The sequence below is a fragment of the Oxalicibacterium sp. genome, assembly GCF_057353965.1.
In genome coordinates, this window is record NZ_JBMQZD010000005.1 from 194463 (window position 1) to 217509 (window position 23047).

Sequence of the window (23047 nt, forward strand, 5' to 3'; positions counted from 1 at the left end):
TGGCCTTAGAAGTTGGTACGCACGCCGACGATCAGATTGCGGCCCGGCAGCGGCGCCACGTCGTTCAGTACCGACGTCGACAGGCGGATGTCGTCGTTCGTCAGGTTCTTGAGAATGGCGAACCAGGTGATCGGCATAGACGACGAGGCATTCTGCGTGTACGACAGGTTGGCATCGACCTGCGTATACGACGGCGTGGCGAAGGTTTCGAAGCGGGCCAGATTGTCCTGGCTGTCGGCATGCACCACCGACAGGCCGGAGCGCCACGGTCCCTGGCGATAGCCAATCTCGCCGCCGACGCGGGTCACCGGTTGCAGCGGCAGGTTGCCCATGTTGTCCAGGCGGCCGCGCGACGTGTCCGTGAAGCCGCGCAGCGACAGGCCGGGGCCGTCGAGGTTGTAGCTGATCTCGGCTTCCGCGCCGCGTATCGTCGCATCACCCTGCGACCAGAAGCGCTCGGTGAATTCGCCGTCCGGATCGGCAATGCCATCTTCGTCCACGGTACCGGTTGTGCGGCCATAGATGTAGTTCTTCACGCGGTTCTCGTAGACGTTCGCCTTCCAGCGGATCAGACCGGTCGTCTTCTGCAGGCTCAGCTCGATGTTGTGCGAGGTTTCCTTGCGCAGGTTGTTGTCGCCGATGTCGAAGGTGGCGGTCGATTCGTGCGGGCCGTTGGAATACAGTTCCTCGATCGCCGGGGCACGCTGCGCGACGGAGCCAGTCAGGCCGAGCGCGTAGCCGGGCGTAAAGGTCCACAGGCCGCCGAGCGAGTAGGAGCCGAGCGTGAAGTCGCGATCGGTCAGTGCGTCGTCCTGCGGTTTGCGCTTGACGCTTTCGATGCGCGCGCCGCCGGTCAGCTTGAACGGGCCGAAGTCGCGTTCCTCGACGATGAAGCCGGCAATCGAATCGGACTTGGTGACCGGCACCGTTTCCGGTCCGCTGCCGTCGGCCGCCAGCGCGGAAAACTTCGAATTCTCGGTCTGGATGCCGAAGGTGCCGCGCCAGCCCGCGATCGGCTTATGCGTCAGTTCCCAGCGGCTTTCGATCGCATCGTTCTTGAAGTCGGTGGCCGGTGTGCCGTCTTCTTCATGCTCGGTGTGCTTGTAGTCGGTATTGCCGATCTTGAAGCGCAGCGATTCGAAGGCGCCGCCGAACGGTTCCTTGATCAGGCCGTCGAGGTCGATGCGCGTCTGTTTCAGCGTGATGTACGAGCGCTCTTCGGTCGGAATGCCGTAGCGGTCGTCGTTGACGCCGACCGATGCACCGATGTGGCCCCAGCTCTGGATGTAGGAAGCGCCGACGCCCAGGCTGTTGGTGCGTGCAAACGAGTTCGGCAGACGGCCGCTGGCCGAGCCGGAATCGTTTGCGTCCGCATGGCCGGGGATCTTGTAGTCGTCGGCATCGCGCAAATTGCCGTCGACGTGCAGGCCGATGTCGCCGGCCGCACCATCGATCGACAGCGACGTGTTCTTGGTGCGATCGACGGTGCCGTAGCGCACTTCCGCTTCGCCGGTTGGTTTGTCTACCAGCTGCGTCGGGATGCGGTCGTTGACGATGTTGACGACGCCGCCGATTGCGCCCGAACCGTAGAGCAGAGAGGCCGGGCCGCGCAGGATTTCGATCTGACGTGCGGTCGATGCTTCACCGCCGACGGCATGGTCGTTCGACAGAGTGGATGCGTCGAGAATGGACATGCCGTTCTGCAGTATCTTCACGCGCGGACCTTCCATGCCGCGGATGATGGGGCGCGATGCGCCGGCGCCGAAGGCAGAAGCGGAAACGCCGAGCTCGTGCGACAGCGTGTCGCCGAGCGAATTGCCGAGCTTGTTGCGCAACTCGTCGCCTCTCAGCACGCTGGCGGGCGCGAGGATTTCGGAATTTTCATCGTTGCCGAACGGCGTGGCGGTGACGACGACGGCGGGCAGTGTGGTAGTGGCGGTGTTGTCCGCAGCAGGCGTGGGGTTTGCCGTCTGGGCGAGTGCGACGTGGGATAGCGAGGCAAGCGCGGAGACGACGGCGCTCGCCAGCAAAGTGCGTTGGGCGATCATGAAACTTCCTTGAATGCGAATGGGGACAGCCGCATGCCGAGCGACAGCGCGATCGGTGCGACGAAAAGGGAAAGTTCGATTACGCCCGCGGCGGCGCGCGGGAAGAGAAGTGGCAACGCAGCGGCGCATCCCACAGGATGGCCGATATGCGCTGCGTGATGATGCGCATGCCGGTACGGATGACCGGCAGTACGATAGGTAGCGGTGCTGAATCGCTCAGCGTGGCGCTGTCGTAGAGTTTGCAGGAATGGCCCTTGTCGCCGACGTATTCGCTTGAAGCGTCGGCTGCTTGTGCCGACTGGAACACGACATGGTTGCCGTCGATCAGATCGGCATGCGCGATGCTGTGTCGCAGCCCCATCCACTGTGCGAACAGCAGCAACATCGCCAGCGCTGCGATGAAGCAGAGTCGGTTTTGGCGACGCATGACTGGAAGCACGGGTTTCACGGGTTTGGCGTTGGGCTGCTAAAGGTTGCTATTCAAATTGCCATGAAGTTGTCACGAAATTGTTGCGAGTTGCCTCGAAGGCGTACCAGGATTGCCGCCGGGCTTGTCGTCGACAGGCGGCGATTTGCAATACAGGATTGCAACACGGTTGCATTCTATAAAAAAACAAAGCGCGCGGATAGAGCCGCGCGCTAATTATTTGCAGATGGCTGATTAGGGCGCCGAATCGACTGCGTGTGATCAGTCACCGTGAACCGTCATCGATCGGATCAGTCGCCGTACAACTTCTGCTTCAGTTCGCGGCGCTGCTGTGCTTCCAGCGACAGCGTTGCGGTCGGACGCGCCAGCAGGCGTGCCACGCCGATCGGTTCGCCGGTTTCCTCGCACCAGCCGTAATCGCCGGAATCGATGGAGGCGATCGATTGTTGCACCTTCTTCAGCAGCTTGCGTTCACGGTCGCGGGTACGCAGTTCCAGCGCATGCTCTTCCTCGATCGTGGCGCGGTCGGCGGGATCGGGTACCAGCACGGTTTCGCGCAGATGTTCGGTGGTTTCGTCGGCGTTTTTCAGCAGGTCTTTCTCAAGCTGTTGCAGGCGGTTCTTGAAGAACGCGAGCTGCGCCTCGTTCATGTAATCCTTGTCGCTCATCTTCAGGATCTGTTCTTCGGTCAACAGCGTGCCTTCTGCGGGAGCGGGAGATGCTTTGGATGTCTTGGTTGCCACTTCTCTTGCCTTTGAAACGGATGGTTCAATATTATCCATCGGTCTGGAGACGGTCTTGCCGCTCGTCGCTCCGGACCGGGATGCGTTTTTTTCGGGGACCGCTGCGGCAGTTTTGCGGACGGGTGTCGTGCTTTTCGCAGCGGGTCTGACCGCGGTTTTGGCGGCAGGTTTCGTTTGGGCTGCCGATTTTGTCGGCGTCTTTGCGGTTTTTGCCACGCTTGTCCGGGTTGCCGCCGGCGTTTTCGGCTTCGCCGTCTTGGCGGCCGGCTTCGGCGATTTTACCGCACTCTTGGTTGGTGTTTTCTTTGCCGGTGCCGCGGTTTTCCCTGCGGCTTTCAGCGGTTTGGCCAGCGCCTTGACGACTTTGCCGGTCAGCGCTTTCACGGAAGTTTTGGCCGGCGTCTTCTTGGCAGACGGCTTGGCGCGAGCACTACTTGCAGCGGTTTTTTTTGCGCTTTTTGCAGTTTTTGTGACGGTGGCGTTCATAGTCCCTTGTCCTTGATGAACCTTCGCACATTCGGATCGCATCGTGCCTTGCGCGATTGCCTCCCTCGCATCTACAGGCCGCTACCTCCAGAGCTCAAAACCACGGTAGTTTATACCAAACATTGTTTCAATCCGAGAATAAACGTGTCTTTCGGCAAATTCTGTCCGATGAAGACCATTTTGCTGCCGCGCACCTCGTTTTCGCCCCATTTCGCACCGATGTCGGTGCCCATCAATTGGTGCACGCCCTGGAACACGACCTTGCGGTCGGCGCCATCCATCCACAATACGCCTTTGTAGCGCAGCATGCGCGGTCCGTAAACCTGTACCAGGCCACCGAGGAATTCGTCCAGCTTTTCCGTATTGAACGGCCGGTCGGCACTGAAGACGAAAGCGGCGATGTCGTCGCTGTGGTGGCCATGATGATGGTCGTGATGATGGTGCTCGTGATCGCAGTGCGCGCCGCAGGCATGGTCGTGATCGTGATGCGCATGCTCGTGTTCTTCGGCGGCAAGAAAATCAGGATCGATATCCAGCTTGTCGTTCAGATTGAAGCCGTGCAGATCCAGCACGTCGGCGATCGGCACATGGCCGAAATCGACGTTGGCGATCGGTGCGCGCGGATTGATGCGCTTGATGCGATCGGTCAGCACCTGCAATTCGTCCGGCGTCACCAGATCGGTCTTCGACAGCAGCAGGCGATCGGCGAAGCCGACCTGGCGCTGCGCTTCTTCGTACTGATCAAGTTGCTGCATTGCGTGGCGCGCGTCGACGACGGTGACGACGGCATCGACGCGATATTCGGATGCCACTTCCTCGTCGATGAAGAAAGTCTGCGCGACAGGTCCGGGATTGGCAAGGCCGGTGGTTTCGATGACGACGCGATCAAACTGCAGTTCGCCGGCATTGCGCCGGTTCGCCAGATTGGTCAGCGCCACGATCAGATCGCCGCGTACCGTGCAGCAGATGCAGCCGTTGTTCATTTCGACGATCTGTTCCTTGCTGTCCTGCACCAGGATTTCGTTGTCGATGTTTTCCTGGCCGAATTCGTTTTCGATGACGGCGATCCTGTAACCGTGCGGTTCCTGCAGGATGCGATTGAGCAGCGTGGTCTTGCCGGCGCCGAGGAAGCCGGTGAGGATGGTGACGGGAATCAATGCCATGGTGGTTGCCTTGTGATGATTGATGGTGCCGTTGTCGGCCCGACTCAGGCGGACTTGCGGGTGCCGGTTTTCAGGGCGCCGGCTTTCGTTGCGCAGTCTGCGCACCAGCCCTTGATCGTGAGTTCGATGTCGTGGCTCTGGAAACCTTTGCCCAGTGCATCCTGCAGCACTTTCTGCAGTTGCTGGCGCAGCGATTTCGTGTTTGCGCCATCGTTGCCGGCGAACAGCTTTTCATCGACGTTCTCGATGCAGAAGACGCGTGCGCAGCGTGTGCATTTGAAATGGCCGTGCTGGTGCTGCTGTGCGTGGTCGCCGGCTTCGTGCTGTTCGACACCGGCGTTGTAGCGGAATACGCGGTCGTCACCGGCGATCTTGTGTGCCAGGCCGGCATCGGTCAGACAATCCAGTGCGCGGTACAGCGTGACGCGATCCATGTCGGTCAGCGTGTCCTGAATGTCCTGATGTGATTGCGCATGGTGTGCGCCGAGCAGCGAAGCCAGAACCTTGATGCGGGCATCGGTGGCGCGCAGCGGCGATTCGCGCAACTGGTGTTCGGCCAGCGCATGGAAATCCGGAGCGGCGGTTTTTTTCATGGTGTGCTCAACAATGATGTGCGGGTGGATGTGCTTGTACGATGAAAGTGCGGCGTCTGCGATTATGCCGCAATTCTGCAATTGAGTTGCATAATGAAATTCTGCAACAGGATTGGTCGGCCGATTCCTCGGATGCAATTCCTTTAATCAGGTTTCTCGATCGGCCTTCGATCGTCCTTCTGATTGACGTTCTTAATCGGTTTTCTTCTTTGCGCGTGGATGCGCAGCGTCGTAGACCTGCGCCAGCCGCTGGAAATCGAGCGACGTATAGATTTGCGTGGCGGAAATCGATGCATGACCTAGCATTTCCTGCACGGCGCGCAAGTCCCCCGACGATTGCAACACATGCGAGGCAAACGAATGCCGCAGTACGTGCGGATGCACATTGGTCGGCAGGCCGATGGCTTGCGCATGCGCCTTCAGCCGAAATTGGACGACGCGCGGCGAGATGCGCGTACCGCGTTCGCTGAGAAACAGCGGGTGAGGGTCGGTCTTCAACAGCGTTGCGCGCACGCCCAGCCATGCATGGATCGCTTCCAGCGCAGGACCGCCGATGGGCACCGTGCGCACCTTGTTGCCTTTGCCGGTGACCGTGACTTCGCGCGTGTCGAAATCTATCCAGCCGGCGGATGTATGGTTGCCTTCCCGGGCATAGCGCACGTCGAGGGCGGCCAATTCGGACACGCGCAATCCGCTCGAATACAGCAGTTCGAACATCGCGTGGTTGCACAGCGTCATCGTCGCATCGGCCTGTTTGCCCGGGGTGTTTTCGGCGACGACGCGTACCGCATCGTCGGCTGTCAGCGCCTTCGGCAAAGGTTTGGTGCGCTTGGGTGGTTTGATGCCGTCGACCGGATTGGAGGCGATCGCATTCTGTTCGGCCAGCCAGCCGAAGAAGCCGCGCCAGGCGGACAGCTTACGTGCGATGGAACGCGGATTCAATCCGCGCGCATGCAGTTGCGCGGCAAATTTACGAACCTGGAAATGCGAGATGGCGGCCACGTCCTGTTTCGCCTCGGCGGCGAAGGCAGCCAGTTCGAGCAGGTCGCGCCGGTAGCTGGTTATCGTCAGCTGCGACAGTTTGCGCTGACTGGCGAGACTGTCGAGATAGCCGTCCATGGTTGCATGATCGACGGCGTTGCGCATGATGGCGTTCAGTCGATCAGGCTGGCGAGCGCGGCGGCTGCCGTCTGTGCGATGTTGGAAAGGAAGTCGGTGCCCATGTCGGGCGTGAAACGCTCGGCATCGGGTGAGCCGAGCACGAGCAGGCCGAAGGCTTCCGATGTGCCGTCCAGACGCAACGGCAGCAGCGCAACCGACTGGATTGCCGGCGTGTCTTCCAGCCAGGAGACGGCTTCGAAATCGTTGTTCGGGCCGCAGAACGGTTCCGACAGGCTGTTCGTGAACAGGCGTACGTCGTCGGAAACTTCAGCCGCAAACCACGTATGCGCGAATTCTTCCGCGACGCCCCACAGGCGCAGCGTCACGTGCGGTACGCCGAAAATGCCCTGCAATCCGGTCGTCAGCGTATGCGGCAGGTCGACATCGTTGCGTGCCAGCAGCAGGTCGCGCGTCCATGCTTGAAAGTTATGCGTGATGCGGTCGTTTTCCTGGCCGATGCGCATCAGTTCAGCCAGACGCAGTTCCATTGCCTTCAGCTTGTCGCGCAGCACGTCCATCTGGCGTTCCTGCAGCGACAGCGTGCGGCCGCCCAGCACGCTGGACAGGCGGACCTGTGACAGCAACTCGGCATGCTCTTCGAAAAACTTCGGGTTGGCCAGCAGGTAATCGGCGACGGCGTTGGAATCCATGACTAGTCTTTTCTGTATCGAATGAGGTGTGTGGCGTGGCGCAGCACAAGGCTGCGCAGTCTGCGGGCGATTTTAACCGACAACCGGTCGGCTCGAAACAGCTGCGGCATGTGCCGGCAGAATGGCAAACCTGCATCCGGCATTTGTACGGCTTTGCAGCCTGCCGACCGTGTTTACTTAAATCTCGATTTCGCCGTCGAACACGCGAACCGCCGGTCCGGTCATCATTACCGGCGATGCATCGCCAGCCCATGCGATCGAAAGATCACCGCCGCGCGTATGCACCTTGACCGGCGACGCCAGCAATCCGCGGCGGATGCCCGAAACCACGGCAGCGCAGGCGCCGGTGCCGCAGGCCAGCGTTTCGCCGGCGCCGCGTTCGAACACGCGCAGCTTGATTTCGTTGCGGTTGACGATCTGCATGAAGCCGGCGTTGACGCGCTTCGGAAAACGCGGATGACGCTCGATCAGTTCGCCGTGCGTACGTACTGGTGCCGTTTCGACGTCGTCGACTACCTGCACGGCATGCGGGTTGCCCATCGAGATGGCAGCGATCCATTCTGTATCGCCATCGACGTCGAGCGGCCACAGCGTCTGGTCACCTTCGATGCGCGCCGTCAATCCGTCGGTATCGAACGGCACGTCCTGCGGCAGCAGGATGGGCGGACCCATGTCGACGGTGACGTTGCCATCCGCTTCCAGGCGCGGTTCGATGATGCCGGACATCGTCTCGACGCGGATTGCGTTCTTGTCGGTCAGTTTTTTATCGGTGACGAAGCGCACGAAGGCACGCGCGCCATTGCCGCATTGTTCGATTTCGCCGCCATCGGCGTTGTAGATGCGATAGCGAAAATCGATGCCTGCGCCTTGCGGTTTTTCGACGACCAGAATCTGGTCCGCGCCGATGCCGAAGCGGCGATCGGCGATGAAACGCCACTGTTCGGGCGTCAGGGAAATCTGCTGATTGATTGCATCGACGACGACGAAATCGTTGCCAGCGCCATGCATCTTGGTGAATTTGATTTTCATCTGCCGATTATATGGCGTATGGCTGCGGCGTGTGATGAATGGCGAACATGAAATGGAGACGTGGAATTACTCGGCAGATTCACTTCGTAGAAGTGTTCTGCAGCGTTTTCCGTGGTGCTATTCCGCGGTGTTATTCATTGATCAGTTGCGTATCGGTATCGTTTTTTGCGTAGAAGCCGGGCTCGCCGGGCGGTCGCGTCTTGAATCGCTTGTGCGTCCAGAAATATTCGGCCGGCGCTTCGCGCGCACGTTCCTCGATGAAGGCATTCATGCGGCGCGTAGCTTCGGTGATGTCGTCGCCCGGATAGTTTTCCCATGCCGGATAGAAACGCACGATCCACCCACGGTAATTCGGCAGGTAGGTGGCGATCACCGGAATCACCTTGCCCTGCGTGGCGGCGGCGATGCGTGCCGGTGCCGTCAGCGTGGCGGCGGGAATGCCGAAGAAGGGAACGAAAGCGGCATCCTGCATGCCGAAATCCATGTCCGGCAGCATGAAGAAGGGCAGTCCCTCGCGCATCGCACGGATGATCGGCTTGACGCCGTCCTCGCGCGTGACCAGCTTGACCGGACGGAAGCGCGAACGGCCCTTGCGCAGCACTTCATCGAAGACGTCGTTCAACTGCTTCGTGTAGATCGAGCACAGCGACGATTCCAGCATCACGGCCACACCGGCTACGTCCAGTCCGACGAAGTGCGGGCACAGAAGAATGGTTGGGCTGGCGGCGATCTCATCGACTGGCACACCGGGCTCCACCTTGATCAGTCGGCGCAGCCGCGCTTCTGAAGCCCACCACAGGATGCTGCGTTCCAGCACGCTGCGCGCGTAATTGCGGAAATGCTGACGGGCAACCTGTTCGCGCTTTTCTTCCGTCCATTCCGGAAAGCACAGGCGCAGATTGGTCAGCGTGATGTGGCGGCGCGATTTCTTGAATGCGTACAGCAGGTCGCCGATGCGTTCGCCCAGCCAAGCCAGCACCGGCAGCGGCAGCCAGTGCAACAACCACATCAGCAGGATCAGCAGGCGCATCGTCATTCTTCTTCTCCCGCCTTCTGTCCCGCGTCGGGTGCGGCCACGCCGGAGGGACGTTTGTAATGGTTGTAGCTCCACAGATACTGCGGTGGGCATTGTGCGATCAGGCGTTCCATCGCACCGTTGATGGCGTGCGCCTGCTGTTCGGGCGTCAGATTTTCTTCCAGCGAGAATGATGACAGATGCAATACGTAACCGCGTCCGCGCGGCAGGCGTTCGGCGAAAGCGAGCACGATGGCGGCGCGTGTCATTTGCGCCAGCTTGCCCGGCAGCGTCATCGTATAGGCCGGCTTGCCGAAGAAATCGGCCCATACGCCTTCGCCGTTCTGCGGCACCTGGTCCGGCAGCAGGCCGATGGCGCCGTTGCGTTTCAATACCTTGAACAGGCTGCGTACGCCAGAAAGGTTGGCCGGCGCCAGCGCGAGGTTATGGCGTGCACGCGCACCCTCGATCAGCGGCTTCAATGCTGCCTGCTTCGGCGGGCGGTACAGCACGGTCAGCGGCATGCGCGCGGCCGCGATCTGTGCCGATACTTCAAAGCAGCCGAGATGCGGCGTCAGGAACACGATGCCGTTGCCGGCAGCCAGCGCATCGTCGATGACGTTCCAGTTTTCGATACGGACCTTGTTCAGCACGCGTTCCGGCGAGGCGCACCAGATGAACGGCAGCTCGAGCGCGCTCTTGCCGGCTTCGCCGACGGCGGCGTGCAGATGTTCGCCGAAACCGGCTTGCGCCAGATTGGATTGCAGGCGTGTCCGGTAGCGCGACGACGACAAATAGACGATCCAGCCGAGTGCGGCGCCGATCGCATGCAAAACCGGCAACGGCAGGAACGACAGAAGGCGGAAGAGAAGAACGAGCATGCTTGTACGGCAAGGGTTTGCAACGTTTTGCCGATTTTTTTCAAGACGCGTAAAATACCACACAGTTTTTCCCGCCGAGTTAATCAGACAACTTGCGAGGCGGTATACAAATTTCGCTAAAGCGTCGCAGGCTCGGTAAGGTTGGCCGCGACATCCACCAACTTGTAGAAAGGGAGCCTGCACGTGGCAAACGACTATCTGTTTACTTCCGAATCCGTGTCCGAAGGTCATCCGGACAAGGTTGCCGATCAAATTTCCGACGCCATTCTCGACGCGATCTTCGAACAGGATCCGAAGGCGCGCGTCGCCGCCGAGACGCTGTGCAACACCGGTCTCGTCGTTCTGGCCGGCGAAATCACGACGACCGCCAACGTCGATTACATCAACGTCGCACGCAACACCATCAAGCGCATCGGCTACGACAACGCCGACTACGGCATCGATCACAAGAGCTGCGCCGTGCTGGTTGCCTACGACAAGCAGTCGCCGGACATCGCACAGGGCGTGGACGAAGGCGCCGGCATCGACCTCGATCAGGGCGCGGGCGATCAGGGCCTGATGTTCGGCTACGCCTGCAACGAAACGCCGGAACTGATGCCGGCCGCGATCCACTATGCGCACCGCATCGTCGAACGCCAGGCAGAACTGCGCAAGGACGGCCGTCTGGCATGGCTGCGTCCGGATGCGAAATCGCAGGTTACGCTGCGCTATGTCGACGGCAAGCCGGTTTCGATCGACACCATCGTGCTGTCGACGCAGCATGCGCCGGACATCGAGCACAAGAGCATCACCGAAGCCGTCATCGAGGAAATCATCAAGCCGGTCGTGCCGGCCGAATGGCTGAAGGACACGCGCTTCCTGGTCAACCCGACCGGCCGCTTCGTCATCGGCGGCCCGCAGGGCGATTGCGGCCTGACCGGCCGCAAGATCATCGTCGATACCTACGGCGGCGCAGCGCCGCACGGCGGCGGCGCGTTTTCCGGCAAGGACCCGTCCAAGGTCGACCGTTCGGCAGCGTATGCCGGCCGTTATGTGGCGAAGAACATCGTCGCCGCCGGTCTGGCCGAACGCGCGCAAATCCAGATTTCGTACGCGATCGGTGTGGCCAAGCCAACTTCCATCATGGTGACGACCTTCGGCACCGGCAAGATCAGCGACGAGAAGATTGCGCAACTGGTGCAGGAACATTTCGACCTGCGTCCAAAAGGCATCGTGCAGATGCTGGACCTGCTGCGTCCGATCTACGGCAAGACCGCGGCATACGGCCATTTCGGCCGCGAGGAACCGGAGTTCAGCTGGGAGCGTACAGACAAGGCTCAGGCGCTGCGCGCGGCAGCTGGTCTGTAATGGCCTGACCGCCGATGTCCGCCACGGCGCGGACATCGGTTTCGGGGATGCCGCCCGGCCTGCGCAGCAAATGTGGCGCAGAGCATACGGTGGCATTCCTGTAACCCTCTGGCCTGCATGACCGGATAGAATCCTACGGATTCTTCCGGTCTTTTTTTATGGAGTAACGATGCATCTTGCAGGAATTCTGGCCGTTGCAGCGGCGATTGCAGTCACGCCGCCGACACAGGCGGAAAAGCCGGTGCGCCAAACGTTCGCTGCATCTGCCTCACTGACTTCGCCGGCCGACTGGTGCAGGCAACTGGTCGTGCGCCTGCCGGAAGTGAGTAGTGCCGAATGCGAAAACAGCGGCATGTCGGCGACCGGTGCCCGATCCCGGCAGGGATTCCCGCTGCTGGCGCGGCATATCGCTGCTGCACCGGATGCCAAGCGCCGGCCGGTGCGCGTGCTGCTGATGGGCGGCATCCATGGCGACGAACTGACTTCTTCTTCCATCGTTTTCAACTGGCTGGAATGGCTGGGCGGGCCGCTGGCCAGCCAGTTCGAATGGCGCGTGATGCCGGTCGTCAATCCGGACGGCCTGCTGGCGCGAACCGCCACGCGCGTCAATGCGAACGGCGTCGATCTGAACCGCAATTTCCCCACGCCGGACTGGGAGCGTGACGCGCCGCATTACTGGCAGGTACGCACGCATCGCGATCCGCGCCGCTTCCCGGGCGACGCACCGCTGTCCGAACCGGAAAGCCGCTGGGTCAACGAGGAAATGCAGCGTTTCCGTCCTGACGTGATCATTTCCGTTCATGCGCCGTTCGGCGTGCTCGATTTCGACGGCCCGTCGGAGCCGCCGCGCAAGTTCGGCCGCTTGCTGCTGGATCGGGTCGGCGTGTATCCGGGTTCGCTCGGCAATTACGGCGGCGTGCACAAGAATGTGCCGGTGATCACGATCGAACTGCCGAATGCATTGCGCATGCCGACGCGCGCGGAACAGTGGCGCATCTGGGTCGACATGCTGGTCTGGATGTCGCGCAACGTCGAGCGTCGCAACGACCGGATGGCTTACGTGGTGTTTCCACAAGGACAAGACAGTGTTGCGCCGACGGCGGCTGTGTTGTCCAAACAGCCATGACAGGTGGATCGGCTTGGATTAAAATGCGTATCCGCATCAAGGAGCGTTGCGACAGGTTTCCCGGCCTGCCAGGCTTGATGTGTCAATATTCTGCAACCGCGCTCACGTTTTCTTTTTTCTCGAATGAAAGGAGGGCGTGATGAACGCCGCAGTACTCAATTCCGCATCCCAGGATTACATCATTGCCGACCTGTCGCTGGCCGACTGGGGCAACAAGGAAATCAAGATCGCCGAAACCGAAATGCCGGGCCTGATGGCGATCCGCGAAGAATTCGCCAAATCGCAGCCGCTGAAGGGCGCGCGCATTACCGGCTCGCTGCACATGACGATCCAGACCGCCGTGCTGATCCAGACGCTGGAAGCGCTGGGCGCGAAAGTGCGCTGGGCATCGTGCAACATCTACTCGACGCAGGACCATGCCGCCGCCGCGATCGCCGCCAACGGCACGCCGGTGTTCGCGGTCAAGGGCGAAAACCTCGACGAATACTGGGAATACACGCACCGCATCTTCGAATGGACCGATGGCGGCTACTCGAACATGATCCTCGACGACGGCGGCGACGCCACGCTGCTGTTGCATCTGGGTACGCGCGCCGAGAAGGACATTAGCGTGCTGAACAATCCGGATTCGGAAGAAGCCGTTTGCCTGTTCAACTCGATCAAGAAACATCTGGCTGCCGATCCGGCCTGGTACTCGAAGCGCCTGAAGGAAATCAAGGGCGTGACCGAAGAAACCACGACCGGCGTGCATCGCCTGTACCAGATGCACAAGGAAGGCAAGCTGGCCTTCCCGGCAATCAACGTCAACGACTCCGTGACGAAATCCAAGTTCGACAACCTGTACGGCTGCCGCGAATCGCTGGTCGATGGCATCAAGCGCGCGACCGACGTGATGGTCGCGGGCAAGATCGCCATCGTTGCCGGCTATGGCGACGTCGGCAAAGGGTCGGCGCAGGCATTGCGCGCGCTGTCGGCACAGGTGTGGGTCACCGAGATCGATCCGATCTGCGCACTGCAGGCAGCGATGGAAGGCTATCGCGTCGTGACGATGGATTACGCGGCCGAACACGGCGACATCTTCGTCACCTGCACCGGCAATTACCATGTGATCACGCATGAACACATGAAGAAGATGAAGGATCAGGCCATCGTCTGCAATATCGGCCACTTCGACAACGAAATCGAAGTCGCCGCACTGAAGCAGTACACCTGGGAAAACATCAAGCCACAGGTCGATCACATCATTTTCCCGGACGGCAAGCGCATCATCCTGTTGGCCGAAGGCCGTCTGGTGAACCTCGGTTGCGGCACCGGCCATCCGTCCTACGTGATGAGCTCGTCGTTCGCCAACCAGACGATCGCGCAGATCGAACTGTTCATGAACACGAACAACTATCCAGTCGGCGTCTACACGCTGCCGAAACATCTGGACGAGAAGGTCGCACGCCTGCAGTTGAAGAAACTCAACGCACAGCTGACGACGCTGACCGAAGAGCAGGCTGCCTACATCGGCGTCAAGCAGGACGGTCCGTACAAGCCGGAGCATTACCGCTACTGATGTCCCGGCGAAGCGGTGCGGCATGCATAAGCTGCCGCACCGCTGCATTTCGGTTTTTCCAACCTACTGAAGGAGAATCGCATGCGCCTGCTACTCATCTGGTTCATCAATGCCGTCGCGCTGTTTGCGCTGCCTTACCTGATGACGTCGATTCGCGTCGATAGCGTCGGGGCTGCACTGATCGGTGCGCTGGTGCTCGGCCTGATCAATGCGTTGATTCGTCCGGTGCTGGTACTGCTGACCTTGCCGGTCACACTGCTGACGTTGGGGCTGTTCATCTTCGTGATCAACGGCCTGCTGTTCTGGGCGATGGCGAGCCTGGTCGGCGGATTCCATGTCGCCGGATTCTGGTCGGCGGTGGGCGGAGCGATTCTCTACAGCATCATTTCGTGGCTATTGTCCGCACTCATACTGGACGACAAGAGAATATGACCCAACAGAATTTCAGCATCGAATTCTTCCCGCCGAAGACCGATGCCGGCGTCGAGAAGCTGCGCGCGACCTGCGCGAGGCTGTCCGAGCTGAAACCGCAGTTCTTTTCCGTGACCTTCGGCGCGGGCGGCTCCACCCAGCAGGGCACGCTGGATACCGTGCTGGAAATCCGCTCCGCTGGCCACGATGCCGCGCCGCATATTTCCTGTCTCGGCAGCTCGCGTGAAAACCTGCGCGAGATCCTGCAACGCTACAAGTCGCATGGCATCAAGCGTCTGGTTGCGCTGCGCGGCGATCTGCCGAGCGGCTACGGCGATTTTTCGTCCAGCGAATTCCATTACGCGAACGAACTGGTCGAATTCATCCGTGCCGAAACCGGCGACTGGTTCCACATCGAGGTGGCCGCCTATCCGGAAATGCACCCGCAGGCGAAGTCGCCGCGCGACGATATCGACAGCTTCGTGCGCAAGGTGAAGGCGGGCGCGGATTCGGCGATCACGCAGTATTTCTACAATGCCGATGCCTATTTCCGTTTTGTCGAAGATGTGCGGAAAGCCGGCTGCGACGTGCCGGTGGTGCCGGGCATCATGCCGATCACCAATTATTCGCAACTGGTGCGCTTCTCCGACATGTGCGGCGCGGAGATTCCGCGCTGGATCAAGCTGAAGCTGGCAAGCTTCGGCGACGATACCGATGCGATCCGCGCCTTCGGCCTCGATGTGGTGACGGATTTGTGTGGCCGCTTGCTGGATGGCGGTGCGCCTGGCCTGCATTTCTACACGCTGAACCAGGCGGCGGCGACGCATGCGATCTGGAGCAGGCTGAACCTTGCACGCGGCTGAGTATTTTCGCGTGAAACGAAACGGCGCCATTGGCGCCGTTTTTTTATGTTCATCCGAGAGATCGATTCAGGCAGCGTAGGGGCCTTGTTCCGTGATCAGGAAATCCAGCGCCACATCGAAGGTGTCTGCCGCGAATTCAGCTTCGCCCAATGAATAGGAAACGCCGACCGTGCGCGGACGCGGTACGGCCTCCAGCGTACGGTCGTAGAATCCGCCGCCGTAGCCGAGCCGGAAACGGCCGGCGTTGAAACCTACGCATGGAATGATCAGAATTTGCGGCCAGACCTGCGGATTCGCTGCCGGTGGCGTGCGTGCGCCGTAACGATCGTCCCGCAATGTGTCATTTTCTTTCCACAGAACGAACTTCAGCGGCGCATTGTCGTCCACTACGACAGGCAATGCCAGTTGCACGCCGTGCGCGCGCAAGGCGGCATAGGTTGCATGCAGGTCGGGTTCGCCACGCATCGGCCAGTAGACGCCGATCGTCGTGTCCCGCGCGGTCTGCCACCAGGCCAGGATCGCGTCGCCAATGCGTCGGTCGAATGCGGTTTTATCTTCGGCGGGAATGGCGTTGCGCAGCGCCAGCAATTTGCGTCGCAGTTCGGGTTTTTCCTGCATGTTTTCATCATCGTCTGAAGGGTGTCGCGTGCTATTCTAGCCGCATCGCCATTCGGTATCAGCCAGCATAGAAAAGGGGCATAAAAAGGCCATGAATTACACGTTCTCGACAGCTTTGTTTGCACGTTTCGTAGTCGTCGCGGCATGCGTCGTCCTGCTGCCGGCTGCACACGCGCAGAAACGGACGAACAGCTTCGCGAACGACGACGATGCCTTCCTGGCGCTGCGCGATGCGGCACGCCGTGGCGATGCAACGCGAGCTGCCGATATTGGCATGTTGCTGCGCGATTATCCGATTCCTTCCTATGTCGATTATTACCAGTTGCAGCCGCGCATCGCGGAGGCCTCGCCGGACGAAATCCTGGCCTATATATCGCGCTACAACGGTAGCGCGATTGCCGATCGCCTGCGCAACGACTGGCTGCTGGAGCTTGGCAAGCGGCGCGATTGGGTGACCTTCGACGCCCAGTATCCGCTGTTCCAGTTGAAAGACGATACGCAGCTGAAATGCTATGCGCTGATGTCCAGAATGGCGAAGGGTGACGACGTTGCCGCCGAGGCTCGCCTGTTGCTGACGGTGCCGAAGAATTACGGCGAAGGCTGCACGGCGTTGATCGGCATGTTGGTCGAAAACCGTCAGTTCGATGACGACGATCTGTGGACGCAGATTCGCATGGCGGCCGATACCGGCAACGCCGATTACGTGCGCCGTCTGCAAGCGTTTGCCGGCATCGACGACGATGCGCTGGGCAAGGCGATGGACAAGCCGATGTCGGTCGTTGCGCGCGGTCCTGGCTTTCGCCGCGTCAAGCATGAAATCTTTATCGTCGCGTTGGGACGTGTGGCGCGCAACGATCCGGATCGTGCGGCCGAAGTATTGTCATCGAAAGACGGCAAGCGTCTGAGCCGCAAGCAGCAGGAACTGGCATGGGCGCAGATTGCGATGCCGACGGCGCGCAAGCTGCTGCCGGAAGCCGACGATTACTGGCACAAGGCCGGCGATGCGCCGCTGTCGCAGGAAGCGCATGAATGGAAAGTGCGAACCGCGCTGCGTGCAGGCGACTGGAAACTGGTGAAGCAGGGCATCGAGCAGATGCCGCCGTCGCTGCGCAACGATACGGCTTGGGTGTACTGGATGGCGCGTGTGCTGCGCGAAGAAGGCAAGCGCGAACAGTCCGATGCACTGCTGCAATCGATCGCCGGCCAGCACAGTTTCTATGGTCAGCTGGCTGCGGAAGATCTGGGTCGCAAGATCACGATTCCGCCACGTCCGGCGCCGGTCACCGAAGCCGAAGTGGCGCCGATGGCGAACAATGCCGGTTTCCGTCGCGCCTTCAAGTTCTTCGATCTTGGCCTGCGTTTCGAGGGCTACCGCGAATGGAACTGGGAATTGCGCAGCATGAACGAGCGCCAGCATCTGGCTGCGGCCGAGTTTGCGCGCCGCAATTCAGTACTGGACCGGATGGTCAATACATCTGACCGCACCAAAATCGAAGTCGATTTCGATCAGCGTTTTCCGACGCCTTATCGCGACGTGATGCAGGAAGCGACGAACAAACTTGGGCTGGAAATGGCCTGGGTGTACGGATTGATCCGGCAGGAATCGCGCTTCGTGATGGATGCGCGTTCGCATGTCGGCGCATCCGGCCTGATGCAATTGATGCCGGCAACCGCGCGGCATGTGGCGAAGAAAATCGGCTTCGACGATTTCAAGCACAGCCGCGTCAACGAACTCGAAACCAATATCCTGCTGGGTACCAATTACCTGAACATGGTGCTGAACGATCTGGAAGGTTCGCAGGTATTGGCGACGGCTGCCTACAACGCCGGGCCGGGGCGTCCGCGTGCCTGGCGTGCGACGTTGACGCGTCCGGTCGAAGGCGCGATCTTTGCCGAGACGATCCCGTTTACCGAAACGCGCGACTATGTGAAAAAGGTCATGTCGAACGCGACCTACTATGCCGCGATGCTGGAAAACAAGCCGCAGTCATTGAAGGAGCGGTTGGGCAGCGTCGGCCCCGAAGCCTACGAGCCGAGTACGTTGCCCTGATCGTTGTAGTTCAATACAGGCCTGTTTCTCTCTGAATCGTTTTTCCCTGACGACGGAAAGCCATGCAAACCACAGAACTCGATCCGGCGCTGTCGCAGACCCTGGCCGATGCGGAGAACAGCGGCCTGAAGCTGGTGATCGCCAACAAGAACTATTCGTCCTGGTCGATGCGGCCGTGGGTGGTGATGACGGCTTTCAGCATCCCGTTCCAGGAGGTCTGCGTACTGCTGGACCGTAGCGACACGGCCCTGCAGATCGCACATTATTCGGCGGCGGGACGCGTGCCCGTGCTGCTGGCTGGCGATATCACGATCTGGGATTCGCTGGCGATCTGCGAATACCTGGCCGAGCAGTTTCCCGAAAAACGTATGTGGCCCGAGGATGTCGCGGCACGCGCGCTGGCGCGATCGATCTGCGCCGAAATGCATTCCGGCTTCGCCGGTTTGCGTTCGGCGATGTGGATGAACATCCGCGCGAAATTCCCGGGCAAGGGGCGCACGCTGGAAGCGCAGGCCGACATCGGCCGCATCAGCGAAATCTGGGAAACCTGTCTGGCGATGTCCGGCCCGAGCGATTATCTGTTCGGCGACTTCACGATTGCCGATGCGTATTTCGCGCCGGTCGTCATGCGTTTCCGTACCTATGGCGTCACGCTCGGACCGCTGCTCGATGCCTATGCGGATCGTGTCGCGCAACATCCGGCGGTCGCGCAATGGATTGCCGGCGCGCTGGCCGAAACCGCGTGCATCGACAAATACGATATCTATCCTGACTGACTTGCACCGATTGAGTTACACCAACTGAGTTACATCAACTGAATTACCCCGATCGATTTCGATGGCAGAGATGAAGACCTATGTCGTTGGCGGCGCCGTACGCGATGCCTTGCTGGGCGTGCCCGTGCAGGACCGCGATTACGTCGTCGTCGGTGCGACGCCGGAGCAGATGGTCGCGCAGGGTTATCTGCCGGTGGGCAAGGATTTCCCGGTTTTCCTGCATCCGAAGACGCATGCCGAATACGCGCTGGCGCGTACCGAACGCAAGACCGCGCCCGGTTACAAAGGCTTCGTATTTCATGCCGATGCCGCGGTGACGCTGGAAGAGGACCTGGTGCGGCGCGACCTGACGATCAACGCGATGGCGCAGCAGGAAGACGGTACCATCGTCGATCCTTTCAACGGTCGTCGCGATCTGGAACAGCGCATTTTCCGCCACGTATCGCCGGCCTTCGCCGAAGATCCGGTGCGTATCCTGCGTGTGGCGCGGTTTGCCGCGCGCTTTTCGGATTTCACGGTAGCACCGGAAACCAATGCGCTGATGCGAAAGATGGTGGAAGCCGGCGAAGTCGATGCGCTGGTGCCGGAGCGCGTCTGGCAGGAGCTGGCACGCGGCCTGATGGAAAAGACGCCATCGCGCATGTTTGCCGTGTTGCGCGACTGCGGCGCTTTGCAACGCATCCTGCCGGAGCTCGATGCACTGTGGGGCGTGCCGCAGCCGGAAAAATACCATCCGGAAATCGATACTGGCGTGCATGTGATGATGGTGGTCGATTATGCCGCAGCACAAGGATTCGATCTGCCGATCCGCTGCGCTGCGTTACTGCACGATCTGGGTAAGGGCGTGACGCCGTCCGATCAGTGGCCGCGCCATCATGGTCACGAAATGCACAGCGAGAAACTGGTTGCCGCGGTTTGCAAGCGCCTGCGCGTGCCAAACGATTGCCGCGATCTGGCGCTGATGACGGCACGCGAGCACGGCAATGTCGGCCGCGCGCTGGAATTGCGCGCTTCGACGATCGTCACGCTGTTCGAGCGCTGCGATGCTTTCCGCAAGCCGCAGCGCTTTCTCGACATGCTGGCGGCGTCGGAATGCGATCATCGCGGACGCACCGGTTTCGAGGACGTGCCGTTTCCGCAGCGCGCCTATCTGCAACAGGCGTTGGCAACGGCACAGACCGTCGATGGCGGCAAGATTGCGGAATGGGTGCGGCAGCGTCATCCAGACCAGTTGCAGCGTGTGCCGGAAGCAATTCGCGAGGCGCGGGTGGAGGCAGTTGCCAAGGCCATCAAACGGGACGACGGCAGTAATGCGGGATGAGTGCTTTATGGAATAAGTGCTTTAACGATCTGTCATCGATGTGGCACAAAACATGTGACCTCAGGCATGCGGTAAAAGACGCAGTGCGACGTCGCATCAGGTCATCGGCACATGACGGCGCATCGACAGCGCGTAAGCGCGCAATTCGTTGCGTGTGACGATGCCATCGTTATTGGCATCGATTCTTTCGAAATTTTCCACGACGACAGCCATCTTCGCAGCCTTGGCTTGCGATTTCGTCACGCTCTGACGTGCTGCGGTGGAAGATTTTTCCGGCACGGCGTGCCGTAGCGGTTGCGCGGCGGCGATGTTGGCGCCGAGCAGGATTGCCATCAAGGCGGCAAGTTTGACGTTCATATTGCTCCCCTTCGTCAATGTGAGGCGATTGACAGAGGATATTGAAAGCCCGTTTGCCGATCGCGCCAAATCCATTTACGCCTTGTTACATTCAACGCGTTGAATTCGCTTGCGCGAATCCGTCATGGAATGGCGTTCAGATTAGGCGGGTGCGTGGGAGATTTCTGTGCGGAATCTCACGCGGGAAGACAATCTACAGCTTCGGAATGTGCAGCGTCTTGCTGATCATCAACGTGCCCGACAGCGCAAACAGCAGTGCCACCGGATGCAGTTGCCACGACAGGAAGGTCCAAGCGCCGCCGAACAATGCGTCGCCGACCTGCCCGTTGGAAGCCAGCCACGCCAGGATGCCGGTGAGGATGACGCTGGTCGGGATCGGCGTGCCTTCGAAATAGGCGACCTTGTCGCTGCCTTCGGAGAGTTCCTCCGCCGTGACGTTGAAACGCGCCAGCCGGCTGACGCCGCAGCAGACAAAATAGATCATCGCGATCCAGTCCCAGCCGCCATTCAGGCCGGCGGCGAAACCGAGCGTGGCCGGGGCGACGCCGAAGGAAATCACGTCGGCCAGCGAATCGAGCTCGCGTCCCAGCGACGAATGCTGCTGGCGCCAGCGCGCGATGCGTCCATCCAGTACGTCGAACAGGAAGGCGGCCGGTGCCATCGCGGCTGCGGCGTAGAAATGCGTGAGCGACTGGCTGCCCATGTACAGCATCGCCAGAAAGACTGCAGCGACGCCGCAGGCTGCATTGCCCAGCGTAAAGAAATCGGCGAGATGGAATTCGCGCAGCATCGAGAAGTGCTTGCGGCGGGAAGTCGGTGGAGAACCCATTGCGTCTCTCTTGGCGGTCAGTGATGATGAGATTGCCGGTGGCGGCGGAAAGTTTTCATGTTGCAGTACCTGCAGTCGCAAGTATGTCATCGAATGAAATGATTGTGCGCAGGAAATGCAGCATTCCTGTGGACATTGTCTTGCATTGCTCTGTAATGCGCTGAAATGCTGCGTCCGCTACCGCACATACGCGACGCCGAGTTTTTCCTACAATGAGGATTTTCGATGACAGGAGACTGCCATGCCATTCGTTCATTGTTCGTTTTCCGTCATGTCCGCAGCCTCACGGGCCGCAGTCACTGCCCTCGCATGCTGTCTCGCCGGCTTTTCCGGCCAGGCGCTGGCGGCTCCGGCCGGCGGCAATGCCTACCAGAAGGAAAGAGCCGCCTGCGTGGACGGCAGCTCCCAGCAGGATCGCACCACCTGCCTGCGCGAAGCCGCTGCAGCGCGTGGCGAAGCCAAGCGCGGCCATTTGACCGAAAGTAGCTCATACGAGGAAAATGCGACGGCGCGCTGCAACGTGCTGCCGCCCTCCGATCGCCAGGAATGCGTCAAACGCATACACGGGCAGGGAACGGTGTCGGGTAGCGTGGAGAGCGGTGGGATCTACCGCGAAACCACGACGACCGTAGTCGGCACGCCGCCCCCTCCACCTTCGTCAACCTCGTCGCCTTCGTCGGTAACGCCACCGCCGCCGGCTCCGGCGCCACAGCAGTCTTATCCGCCGATTGCGCCGCGTTATTGAAGCGAGGTGAGGGTGTGATGTGATGAGGCGAGGGCGCCACATCAATTAGCATTCATGGCGTTGCAACAAAGAGAAACGGCGGTGTCTGGACACCGCCGTTTTTGCGTGCAGTTTGATGAAAACGATCAGGCGGGTTTGTTGGCCCCGGCAATGAAATTTTCATAGCCGCGCGCGCGCAAGGCGCAGGCCGGGCAGGTACCGCAGCCGTAGCCCCAGTCGTGCAGTGCGCCGCGTTCACCCAGATAGCAGGTATGCGTTTCCTTGCGGATCAGGTCGAGCAGCGTCTGGCCGCCGAGATCTTCGGCCAGCGCCCAGGTTTGTGCCTTGTCTATCCACATCAGTGGCGTTTCCACCTTCAGTTTCGTTGCCATGCCGAGATTGAGCGCGACCTGCAAGGCCTTCATCGTATCGTCGCGGCAATCGGGGTAGCCGGAAAAATCCGTTTCGCACATGCCGCCGACCAGCACCGTCAGTCCGCGGCGATAGGCGACGGTGGCGGCTACCGTCATGAACAGCAGATTGCGGCCGGGAACGAAGGTGTTCGGCAGGCCGTTTTCCTGCATCGCGATTTCGACATCCTGCGTCAATGCGGTGTCGGAAATCTTCGAAATCAGCGACAGGTCGATCATGTGGTCGTCGCCGAGTCGTTCGTCCCATTCGCGATTCAGCGCGCGCATTTTCTGCAGCACGGTGGGCCGCACGGCCAATTCGATTGCATGGCGCTGGCCGTAGTCGAAGCCGATGGTTTCGACATGCGCATAGCGCGCCAGCGCCCATGCCAGGCAAGTGGTGGAATCCTGCCCGCCGCTGAACAGGACGAGCGCGCCTTCCGATGTATTCATTGTGTTTT

24 protein-coding genes and 1 riboswitch are annotated in these 23047 nt (G+C 60.5%); of the genes, 10 read left to right on the forward strand and 14 right to left on the reverse strand.

The genetic code is table 11. From position 1 onward, the window contains the following. Positions 1-5: 5 nt before the first annotated feature. From ACO1VH_RS10540 to dksA, 3 genes are all read right to left on the reverse strand, one after another. Positions 6-2048 (reverse strand): TonB-dependent receptor, encoded by a 2043-nt coding sequence (locus ACO1VH_RS10540; protein WP_486244421.1) that lies wholly within the window; start codon positions 2046-2048, stop codon positions 6-8. A gap of 79 nt (positions 2049-2127) precedes the next feature. Continuing rightward, entirely contained in the window at positions 2128-2475 is a 348-nt protein-coding gene (locus ACO1VH_RS10545; RefSeq protein ID WP_486244422.1) for a hypothetical protein, read from the reverse strand. A 290-nt stretch (positions 2476-2765) separates the two neighbouring features. Continuing rightward, positions 2766-3218, reverse strand: coding sequence for an RNA polymerase-binding protein DksA (dksA, locus tag ACO1VH_RS10550; RefSeq protein ID WP_486244423.1), 453 nt, complete (start codon positions 3216-3218; stop codon positions 2766-2768). On the opposite strand from dksA, the gene ACO1VH_RS10555 reads away from it, so the two are divergent. After that, the gene (locus ACO1VH_RS10555; RefSeq protein WP_486244424.1) at positions 3208-3720 is read left to right on the forward strand and encodes a hypothetical protein; all 513 of its coding nucleotides are present in this window, start codon (positions 3208-3210) and stop codon (positions 3718-3720) included. The genes dksA and ACO1VH_RS10555 overlap by 11 nt on opposite strands. 94 nt (positions 3721-3814) lie before the next feature. On the opposite strand, the gene ACO1VH_RS10560 is transcribed toward ACO1VH_RS10555, so the two are convergent. From ACO1VH_RS10560 to ACO1VH_RS10590, 7 genes are all read right to left on the reverse strand, one after another. Continuing rightward, positions 3815-4867, reverse strand: coding sequence for a CobW family GTP-binding protein (locus tag ACO1VH_RS10560; RefSeq protein ID WP_486244425.1), 1053 nt, complete (start codon positions 4865-4867; stop codon positions 3815-3817). A 44-nt stretch (positions 4868-4911) separates the two neighbouring features. After that, positions 4912-5460, reverse strand: coding sequence for a Fur family transcriptional regulator (locus tag ACO1VH_RS10565; protein WP_486244426.1), 549 nt, complete (start codon positions 5458-5460; stop codon positions 4912-4914). Positions 5461-5652: 192 nt separating this feature from the next. Then, entirely contained in the window at positions 5653-6606 is a 954-nt protein-coding gene (xerC, locus tag ACO1VH_RS10570) for a tyrosine recombinase XerC (RefSeq protein ID WP_486244427.1), read from the reverse strand. Between the two features lie 8 nt (positions 6607-6614). After that, complete coding sequence (locus ACO1VH_RS10575; RefSeq protein ID WP_486244428.1) at positions 6615-7271, reverse strand: DUF484 family protein; 657 nt, start codon at positions 7269-7271, stop codon at positions 6615-6617. Between the two features lie 177 nt (positions 7272-7448). After that, positions 7449-8300: a diaminopimelate epimerase gene (gene dapF, locus ACO1VH_RS10580; RefSeq protein ID WP_486244429.1), complete on the reverse strand. Its 852-nt coding sequence runs from the start codon at positions 8298-8300 to the stop codon at positions 7449-7451. Between the two features lie 130 nt (positions 8301-8430). Continuing rightward, positions 8431-9330, reverse strand: coding sequence for an LpxL/LpxP family acyltransferase (locus tag ACO1VH_RS10585; protein ID WP_486244515.1), 900 nt, complete (start codon positions 9328-9330; stop codon positions 8431-8433). A gap of 2 nt (positions 9331-9332) precedes the next feature. Next, entirely contained in the window at positions 9333-10196 is an 864-nt protein-coding gene (locus ACO1VH_RS10590; protein ID WP_486244430.1) for a lysophospholipid acyltransferase family protein, read from the reverse strand. A gap of 183 nt (positions 10197-10379) precedes the next feature. Between ACO1VH_RS10590 and metK the strand changes: the two genes are divergently transcribed. The 5 genes from metK to metF all read left to right on the forward strand — a co-directional run bounded on the left by metK (position 10380) and on the right by metF (position 15501). Next, positions 10380-11543 carry a methionine adenosyltransferase gene (gene metK, locus ACO1VH_RS10595; protein WP_486244431.1) on the forward strand — a complete coding sequence of 388 codons (1164 nt, stop codon included), beginning with the start codon at positions 10380-10382 and terminating at the stop codon, positions 11541-11543. 169 nt (positions 11544-11712) lie between these two features. Continuing rightward, positions 11713-12669: a M14 family zinc carboxypeptidase gene (locus ACO1VH_RS10600; protein WP_486244432.1), complete on the forward strand. Its 957-nt coding sequence runs from the start codon at positions 11713-11715 to the stop codon at positions 12667-12669. Positions 12670-12701: 32 nt separating this feature from the next. Further along, positions 12702-12780: riboswitch (S-adenosyl-L-homocysteine riboswitch) on the forward strand. 28 nt (positions 12781-12808) lie between these two features. After that, positions 12809-14227: an adenosylhomocysteinase gene (ahcY, locus tag ACO1VH_RS10605; protein WP_486244433.1), complete on the forward strand. Its 1419-nt coding sequence runs from the start codon at positions 12809-12811 to the stop codon at positions 14225-14227. An 81-nt stretch (positions 14228-14308) separates the two neighbouring features. Next, positions 14309-14659, forward strand: coding sequence for a phage holin family protein (locus ACO1VH_RS10610; RefSeq protein WP_486244434.1), 351 nt, complete (start codon positions 14309-14311; stop codon positions 14657-14659). After that, positions 14656-15501 carry a methylenetetrahydrofolate reductase [NAD(P)H] gene (gene metF / locus ACO1VH_RS10615; protein WP_486244435.1) on the forward strand — a complete coding sequence of 282 codons (846 nt, stop codon included), beginning with the start codon at positions 14656-14658 and terminating at the stop codon, positions 15499-15501. Before ACO1VH_RS10610 ends, metF begins: the two co-directional genes overlap by 4 nt. Positions 15502-15567: 66 nt before the next feature. Here metF and ACO1VH_RS10620 read toward each other — a convergent pair whose 3' ends face one another. After that, entirely contained in the window at positions 15568-16119 is a 552-nt protein-coding gene (locus ACO1VH_RS10620; protein WP_486244436.1) for a 5-formyltetrahydrofolate cyclo-ligase, read from the reverse strand. A 91-nt stretch (positions 16120-16210) separates the two neighbouring features. On the opposite strand from ACO1VH_RS10620, the gene ACO1VH_RS10625 reads away from it, so the two are divergent. The 3 genes from ACO1VH_RS10625 (at position 16211) to ACO1VH_RS10635 (ending at position 20266) form a co-directional block, all read left to right on the forward strand. After that, positions 16211-18169, forward strand: a complete 1959-nt coding sequence (locus ACO1VH_RS10625) for a lytic transglycosylase domain-containing protein (RefSeq protein WP_486244437.1) — start codon at positions 16211-16213, stop codon at positions 18167-18169. 62 nt (positions 18170-18231) lie between these two features. Beyond that, positions 18232-18945, forward strand: coding sequence for a glutathione S-transferase family protein (locus ACO1VH_RS10630; RefSeq protein ID WP_486244438.1), 714 nt, complete (start codon positions 18232-18234; stop codon positions 18943-18945). 70 nt (positions 18946-19015) lie between these two features. Next, the gene (locus ACO1VH_RS10635) at positions 19016-20266 is read left to right on the forward strand and encodes a multifunctional CCA addition/repair protein (RefSeq protein ID WP_486244516.1); all 1251 of its coding nucleotides are present in this window, start codon (positions 19016-19018) and stop codon (positions 20264-20266) included. A 96-nt stretch (positions 20267-20362) separates the two neighbouring features. Here the strand turns inward: ACO1VH_RS10635 and ACO1VH_RS10640 are convergent, their stop codons facing one another. Both ACO1VH_RS10640 and ACO1VH_RS10645 read right to left on the reverse strand, forming a co-directional pair. Next, complete coding sequence (locus ACO1VH_RS10640; RefSeq protein WP_486244439.1) at positions 20363-20623, reverse strand: hypothetical protein; 261 nt, start codon at positions 20621-20623, stop codon at positions 20363-20365. A 193-nt stretch (positions 20624-20816) separates the two neighbouring features. Then, on the reverse strand, positions 20817-21452 hold the full coding sequence (locus ACO1VH_RS10645) for a CDP-alcohol phosphatidyltransferase family protein (RefSeq protein WP_486244440.1): 636 nt from the start codon (positions 21450-21452) through the stop codon (positions 20817-20819). Positions 21453-21693: 241 nt separating this feature from the next. On the opposite strand from ACO1VH_RS10645, the gene ACO1VH_RS10650 reads away from it, so the two are divergent. Next, positions 21694-22197 (forward strand): hypothetical protein, encoded by a 504-nt coding sequence (locus ACO1VH_RS10650; protein ID WP_486244441.1) that lies wholly within the window; start codon positions 21694-21696, stop codon positions 22195-22197. Between the two features lie 125 nt (positions 22198-22322). Here ACO1VH_RS10650 and queC read toward each other — a convergent pair whose 3' ends face one another. Next, positions 22323-23039 carry a 7-cyano-7-deazaguanine synthase QueC gene (queC, locus tag ACO1VH_RS10655; protein ID WP_486244442.1) on the reverse strand — a complete coding sequence of 239 codons (717 nt, stop codon included), beginning with the start codon at positions 23037-23039 and terminating at the stop codon, positions 22323-22325. Positions 23040-23047 lie beyond the last annotated feature (8 nt).

What these genes read in the sequence shown, in the direction of transcription:
- ACO1VH_RS10540 (WP_486244421.1), bottom strand. Translation starts at nt 2,048, where the DNA reads ATGATCGCCCAACGCACTTTGCTGGCGAGCGCCGTCGTCTCCGCGCTT.
- ACO1VH_RS10545 (WP_486244422.1), bottom strand. Translation starts at nt 2,475, where the DNA reads ATGCGTCGCCAAAACCGACTCTGCTTCATCGCAGCGCTGGCGATGTTG.
- ACO1VH_RS10560 (WP_486244425.1), bottom strand. Translation starts at nt 4,867, where the DNA reads ATGGCATTGATTCCCGTCACCATCCTCACCGGCTTCCTCGGCGCCGGC.
- ACO1VH_RS10565 (WP_486244426.1), bottom strand. Translation starts at nt 5,460, where the DNA reads ATGAAAAAAACCGCCGCTCCGGATTTCCATGCGCTGGCCGAACACCAG.
- xerC (WP_486244427.1), bottom strand. Translation starts at nt 6,606, where the DNA reads ATGCGCAACGCCGTCGATCATGCAACCATGGACGGCTATCTCGACAGT.
- ACO1VH_RS10575 (WP_486244428.1), bottom strand. Translation starts at nt 7,271, where the DNA reads ATGGATTCCAACGCCGTCGCCGATTACCTGCTGGCCAACCCGAAGTTT.
- dapF (WP_486244429.1), bottom strand. Translation starts at nt 8,300, where the DNA reads ATGAAAATCAAATTCACCAAGATGCATGGCGCTGGCAACGATTTCGTC.
- ACO1VH_RS10585 (WP_486244515.1), bottom strand. Translation starts at nt 9,330, where the DNA reads ATGCGCCTGCTGATCCTGCTGATGTGGTTGTTGCACTGGCTGCCGCTG.
- ACO1VH_RS10590 (WP_486244430.1), bottom strand. Translation starts at nt 10,196, where the DNA reads ATGCTCGTTCTTCTCTTCCGCCTTCTGTCGTTCCTGCCGTTGCCGGTT.
- ACO1VH_RS10600 (WP_486244432.1), top strand. Translation starts at nt 11,713, where the DNA reads ATGCATCTTGCAGGAATTCTGGCCGTTGCAGCGGCGATTGCAGTCACG.
- ahcY (WP_486244433.1), top strand. Translation starts at nt 12,809, where the DNA reads ATGAACGCCGCAGTACTCAATTCCGCATCCCAGGATTACATCATTGCC.
- ACO1VH_RS10610 (WP_486244434.1), top strand. Translation starts at nt 14,309, where the DNA reads ATGCGCCTGCTACTCATCTGGTTCATCAATGCCGTCGCGCTGTTTGCG.
- metF (WP_486244435.1), top strand. Translation starts at nt 14,656, where the DNA reads ATGACCCAACAGAATTTCAGCATCGAATTCTTCCCGCCGAAGACCGAT.
- ACO1VH_RS10620 (WP_486244436.1), bottom strand. Translation starts at nt 16,119, where the DNA reads ATGCAGGAAAAACCCGAACTGCGACGCAAATTGCTGGCGCTGCGCAAC.
- ACO1VH_RS10625 (WP_486244437.1), top strand. Translation starts at nt 16,211, where the DNA reads ATGAATTACACGTTCTCGACAGCTTTGTTTGCACGTTTCGTAGTCGTC.
- ACO1VH_RS10630 (WP_486244438.1), top strand. Translation starts at nt 18,232, where the DNA reads ATGCAAACCACAGAACTCGATCCGGCGCTGTCGCAGACCCTGGCCGAT.
- ACO1VH_RS10635 (WP_486244516.1), top strand. Translation starts at nt 19,016, where the DNA reads ATGAAGACCTATGTCGTTGGCGGCGCCGTACGCGATGCCTTGCTGGGC.
- ACO1VH_RS10640 (WP_486244439.1), bottom strand. Translation starts at nt 20,623, where the DNA reads ATGAACGTCAAACTTGCCGCCTTGATGGCAATCCTGCTCGGCGCCAAC.
- ACO1VH_RS10645 (WP_486244440.1), bottom strand. Translation starts at nt 21,452, where the DNA reads ATGGGTTCTCCACCGACTTCCCGCCGCAAGCACTTCTCGATGCTGCGC.
- ACO1VH_RS10650 (WP_486244441.1), top strand. Translation starts at nt 21,694, where the DNA reads ATGCCATTCGTTCATTGTTCGTTTTCCGTCATGTCCGCAGCCTCACGG.
- queC (WP_486244442.1), bottom strand. Translation starts at nt 23,039, where the DNA reads ATGAATACATCGGAAGGCGCGCTCGTCCTGTTCAGCGGCGGGCAGGAT.